The sequence below is a fragment of the Halopiger goleimassiliensis genome (assembly GCF_000455345.1).
Lineage (GTDB): Archaea > Halobacteriota > Halobacteria > Halobacteriales > Natrialbaceae > Halopiger_A > Halopiger_A goleimassiliensis.
The window spans coordinates 1-5,102 of record NZ_HG315692.1; the positions used below are offsets into that span (position 1 = coordinate 1).

Consider the following 5,102-nt stretch of genomic DNA (forward strand, 5'->3'; position numbering starts at 1 on the left):
CTCCTCTTCTAGGAGTGGCCTCGGTGGTTCCTCGTTTCCAGGTGGGTTTCCGGCTTAGATGCGTTCAGCCGTTACCCCGTGGTGCGTGGCTGCCCGGCACGTGCTCTCTCGAACAGCCGGTACACCAGTGGCACCCATTCGTAGTTCCTCTCGTACTATACGAACGTTCCCGTCAGGAACCATAACACCCCCAATAGATAGCAGCCGACCTGTCTCACGACGGTCTAAACCCAGCTCACGACCTCCTTTAATAGGCGAACAACCTCACCCTTGCCCGCTTCTGCACGGGCAGGATGGAGGGAACCGACATCGAGGTAGCAAGCCACCCGGTCGATATGTGCTCTTGCGGGTGACGACTCTGTTATCCCTAAGGTAGCTTTTCTGTCAGCAATTGCCCGCAACGAGCAGGCTAATTGGTTCGCTAGACCACGCTTTCGCGTCAGCGTCGGTTGTTGTGCCCGACACTGTCAGACTTCCGTTTGCTCTTGCGCTCTTCCTCGGGTCTCCGACCCGAGTGAGGAAATCTTGGGGCGCGCTCGATATCTTTTCAAGCGCGTACCGCCCCAGTCAAACTGCCCGGCTACCAGTGTCCTCCGCCAGGAGTGAGAGTCGCAGTCACCATCGGGTAGTATTTCAGTGCTGGCTCGGTGGCCCGCTGGCGCGGGTACCTGTGTAACGCCTCCTACCTATGCTGCACAATGGCGACCACGTCTCAGTGACAGCCTGCAGTAAAGCTCTATAGGGTCTTCGCTTCCCCTTGGGGGTCTCCAGACTCCGCACTGGAACGTACAGTTCACCGGGCCCAACGTTGGGACAGTGACGCTCTCATTCATCCATTCATGCAAGCCGCTACTGAAGCGGCAAGGTACTACGCTACCTTAAGAGGGTCATAGTTACCCCCGCCGTTAACGGGTCCTTCGTCCCATTGTACTGGGTGTTCAGATACCCGCACTGGGCAGGATTCAGTGACCGTACGAGTCCTTGCGGATTTGCGGTCACCTATGTTGTTACTAGACAGTTGGAGCGTCCGAGTCACTGCGACCTGCCCCTTTGCGGGGCAGGCATCCCTTCTTCCGAAGGTACGGGACTAACTTGCCGAATTCCCTAACGTCGGTTATTCCCGACAGGCCTTGGCTTTCGCCGCCACGAGTACCTGTGTCGGATCTCGGTACGGTCAGTGTGCTCGCCTTTTCACGGGCTCTAGGTTGACCTCTCTTGCGCTATCCAGCCATTCGTTCGCTTCCTGCCATTACGGCTTCCACGAACTTCGACTGTTCGACCGGGCGATGGCCCGGCAGAGGCGGCCCCAAAGCGTCGGCTTTGAGTGCACACTGGCACAGGAATATTAACCTGTTTCCCTTTCGACAGTCTCGATCTACGGACTGCCTTAGGACCGGCTAACCCTCAGCTGATCAGCATTGCTGAGGAACCCTTACTCGTTCGGCCGTCGGGGTTCTCACCCGACTCACGCTGCTACTATGACCAGGATTTTCGTTACCGCACGGTCCACACGACTTCTCAGCCGTGCTTCCACCCGAACGGAACGCCGACCTACGCGATCACCATGTGACTGGTGCGGCTAGGTCTCGGTGGTGGACTTGAGCCCCGATCATTTTCGGCGCCCCGAACCTCGGCCGGTAAGCTGTTACGCTTTTCTTAGAGGGTAGCTGCTTCTAAGCTCACCTCCCGGCTGTCTAGGGCTCGGGACCACCTTCGATCGCACTTAGTCCACACTTGGGGACCTTAACCCAGCTCTGGGTTGTCTCCCTCACGGTACACAGGCTTACCCCGTGCACCGGACTCCCTGCGTCGAACGGCGTTCGTAGGTTCGGAGTTGGACAGGGGGGCGCACTCCTCTCGGAGTGCGGTCCCCCAATCCGTCGCTCTACCCCACGAACTACCTCGGCAGAGGTCATGCTTCGACATGTTTCGGTCGGAACCAGCTGTTTCCGGATTCGATGGGCCTTTCACCCCTAGACGTAGGTCACGCGAGGGTATTGTAGGACACCAACGCTAACGGGCCTCCACGTGCCTTTCGGCACGCTTCGCCCTGCCCACGCCTAGATCATCCGGTTTCGGGTCGTACCCGTTTGACTCCCCGCGCTTGAACACGGCGGCCCTCGCAATGCTGCGGCCATGTCGGTTTCCCTACGCCTTCCCCGATGATCGGGTTAGACTCGCCAAACAGGTACACTCCCTGGTCCGTTTTTCAAAACGTACGACAGAACACCGGCTTCCTGACCTTCCTACTGGTAGCTCGCGCTACGGTCGTTTTGATCAGGACCTTTCGTGCCCTGTCGCTCTATCGCCAACTGATTTCACGCCCTATTGCACCTCCCTTCGTGGGGTGCTTTTCAGCGTTCGCTCACGCTACTTGTTCGCTATCGGTCTTGAGGAGTGTTTAGTCTTCGCGGTCGATGCCCGCGATCTTCACGAGGAATATCCAATCCCCGATACTCTGGAGCTGACTCGTCCGTTACTAGCCTGCAGTACGGGACTGTCACCCTGTTTCGTGCTCCGTTCCAGGAGACTTCTTGCAGACCTTCGCGGAGTGGTCGTCAGTCCGAACACCACATTGCCCGAAGGCTTCGGTTTGGACTGCGTCGCGTTCACTCGCCGTTACTAACGACATCGCGTTTGCTTTCTTTTCCTGCCGATACTGAGATGTTTCAGTTCTCGGCGTTCCCCATTGCGCAAAGCAATTGCGGTGGGGATTCCCATTCGGAGATCCCAAGTTCTTCCCCTCCGTGCGGGTCCCTTGGGCTTATCGCAGCTTGGCACGTCCTTCTTCAGCTCTCAAGCCGAGCGATCCACCAGCTGGCACAGTAGCCACGTTCATCGGATCGACGTTGCGAGATGCAACGCGTGTGACCCGGGAACGGGTCCAGTGGACGCCTGGACTACACGTACACACGGTCTCATCTGCAGCGCCGGTAGACGGCCGGCGTGCATTAACCCTTCCCAGCCACGTTTGCACGGGCTGGTGCATCGGTTTGCGTTCGGATTGAATCGAAAGTGCCTGTCCCACTTAAGGGACACGACTTCGATTCGCACCGAGTCATGGACCCACTGGGATTCGAACCCAGGGCATCCTCCTTGCAAAGGAGGCACTCTCCCACTGAGCTATGGGCCCACCCCGCTCGTGACTTGGATCACGAGCGGGAACGAGGTGTTAGCCTTGGTAGTTCAAAGGTGCCCGATCGGCCAGCGGTGGCTCGATCGAACGAAGACCGCTCAGGTGGGCCAGGCGCGACGGCCTGGTCCCGGTCAGTGGAGGTGATCCAGCCGCAGATTCCCCTACGGCTACCTTGTTACGACTTAAGCCCCCTTGCGAAGCCCAGATTCGACCGCCGAAGACGGCCTCATCCGGACCTCACTCGGGTGCTTTGACGGGCGGTGTGTGCAAGGAGCAGGGACGTATTCACCGCGCCCTTCTGAGGCGCGATTACTACCGAATCCAGCTTCATGCGGGTGAGTTTCAACCCGCAATCCGAACTACGACCGAGTTTCGGAGATTAGCGCCCCCTCTCGGGGTTGCATCCCACTGTCTCGGCCATTGTAGCCCGCGTGTCGCCCAGCACATTCGGGGCATACTGACCTACCGTTGCCCGTTCCTTCCTCCAGTTTGGCACTGGCAGTCCTCCTAATGTACCCAACCACCACGAGGGTGTTGCTGGCAATTAGGAGTGCGGGTCTCGCTCGTTGCCTGACTTAACAGGACGCCTCACGGTACGAGCTGACGGCGGCCATGCACCTCCTCTCAGTAGGTCTGGTAAGGTCATCAACCTGACCGTCACTCCTACTGTCGATGCTGGTGAGATGTCCGGCGTTGAGTCCAATTAAACCGCAGGCTCCTCCGGTTGTAGTGCTCCCCCGCCAATTCCTTTAAGTTTCATCCTTGCGGACGTACTTCCCAGGCGGTCTGCTTCACGGCTTCCCTACGGCACAACACAGGCTCGTAGCCTGTGTCACACCTAGCAGACATCGTTTACAGCTCGGACTACCCGGGTATCTAATCCGGTTCGTGACCCGAGCTTTCGTCCCTCACCGTCGGATCCGTCTTCCTGAGGCGCTTTCGCCACCGGTGGTCCGTCCAGGATTACGGGATTTCACTCCTACCCCGGACGTACCCCTCAGGTCTTCCGGTCCCAAGCCACTCAGTTTCCACCGGACGCCCGCGTGTTGGGCACGCGGATTTCCCGATGGACTTGAGTGGCCAGCTACGGACGCTTTAGGCCCAATAATAGCGGTCATCACTCGGGCTGCCGGTATTACCGCGGCGGCTGGCACCGGTCTTGCCCAGCCCTTATTCCTGGACCACCTTACGGTCCAGAAAAGCGAGGACGATATGCCCTCGCACTTGGAGTCCCCTTATCGCACTCGCGTGCAGTGTAAAGGTTTCGCGCCTGCTGCGCCCCGTAGGGCCCGGTATCTTGTCTCAGATACCGTCTCCGGGCTCTTGCTCTCACAACCCGTACCGATTATCGGCACGGTGGGCCGTTACCCCACCGTCTACCTAATCGGCCGCAGCCACATCCTCTGGCGCCGGAACGTTTCACGCTCCCGCCAGTTCCAGGCTGGAAGCGCTATCCGGGATTAGCCTCAGTTTCCCGAGGTTATCCCAGTCCAGAGGGTAGTTTGGCCACGTGTTACTGAGCTATCTGCTACGGGTCTCAACCCGTGCAACTAGCATGGCTAAATCGGACTCCAATAGCAATGACCTCCGGCAGGATCAACCGGAATGCTATATACTCCCCGAAAGGGGAGGGTGTTGGCGGTGAATGCAATGCACTCGCACTCACACATACATGGGTCCACGTTCGATGACACCAATCGTCGACCGATCGGGCGTCACCGAACTACCAAGGCTAACATCAGATCCCATCTGTACGGCGGACCGCAGGGGTGGAATCCTCATCTCCTTCGGACCATATCGTAAGCCGTCAGGGGTACATAACCCCTTCGGACTTCGTCGGCCCGAGTCGACGAGCCGATCCAACCGGCCCGTCGATCACGCGTTTGCAATCGTATCCGAACGCCCTCGAGTACTTAAGGGCAACGGATCGGGATCGTCGCCGGAAACCGCATCCGGCGGCGTGATC

The 5,102-nt window shown here is 58.7% G+C and carries 1 tRNA gene and 2 rRNA genes; all 3 read right to left on the reverse strand.

The window, feature by feature from the left end:
• A 23S ribosomal RNA gene (locus TX79_RS18875) occupies nucleotides 1-2,838 on the reverse strand; the annotation flags it as partial.
• A gap of 223 nt (nucleotides 2,839-3,061) precedes the next feature.
• Nucleotides 3,062-3,133, reverse strand: a tRNA-Ala gene (locus TX79_RS18880).
• Between the two features lie 138 nt (nucleotides 3,134-3,271).
• Nucleotides 3,272-4,743 (reverse strand): 16S ribosomal RNA (locus TX79_RS18885).
• Between the last annotated feature and the right edge of the window lie 359 nt (nucleotides 4,744-5,102).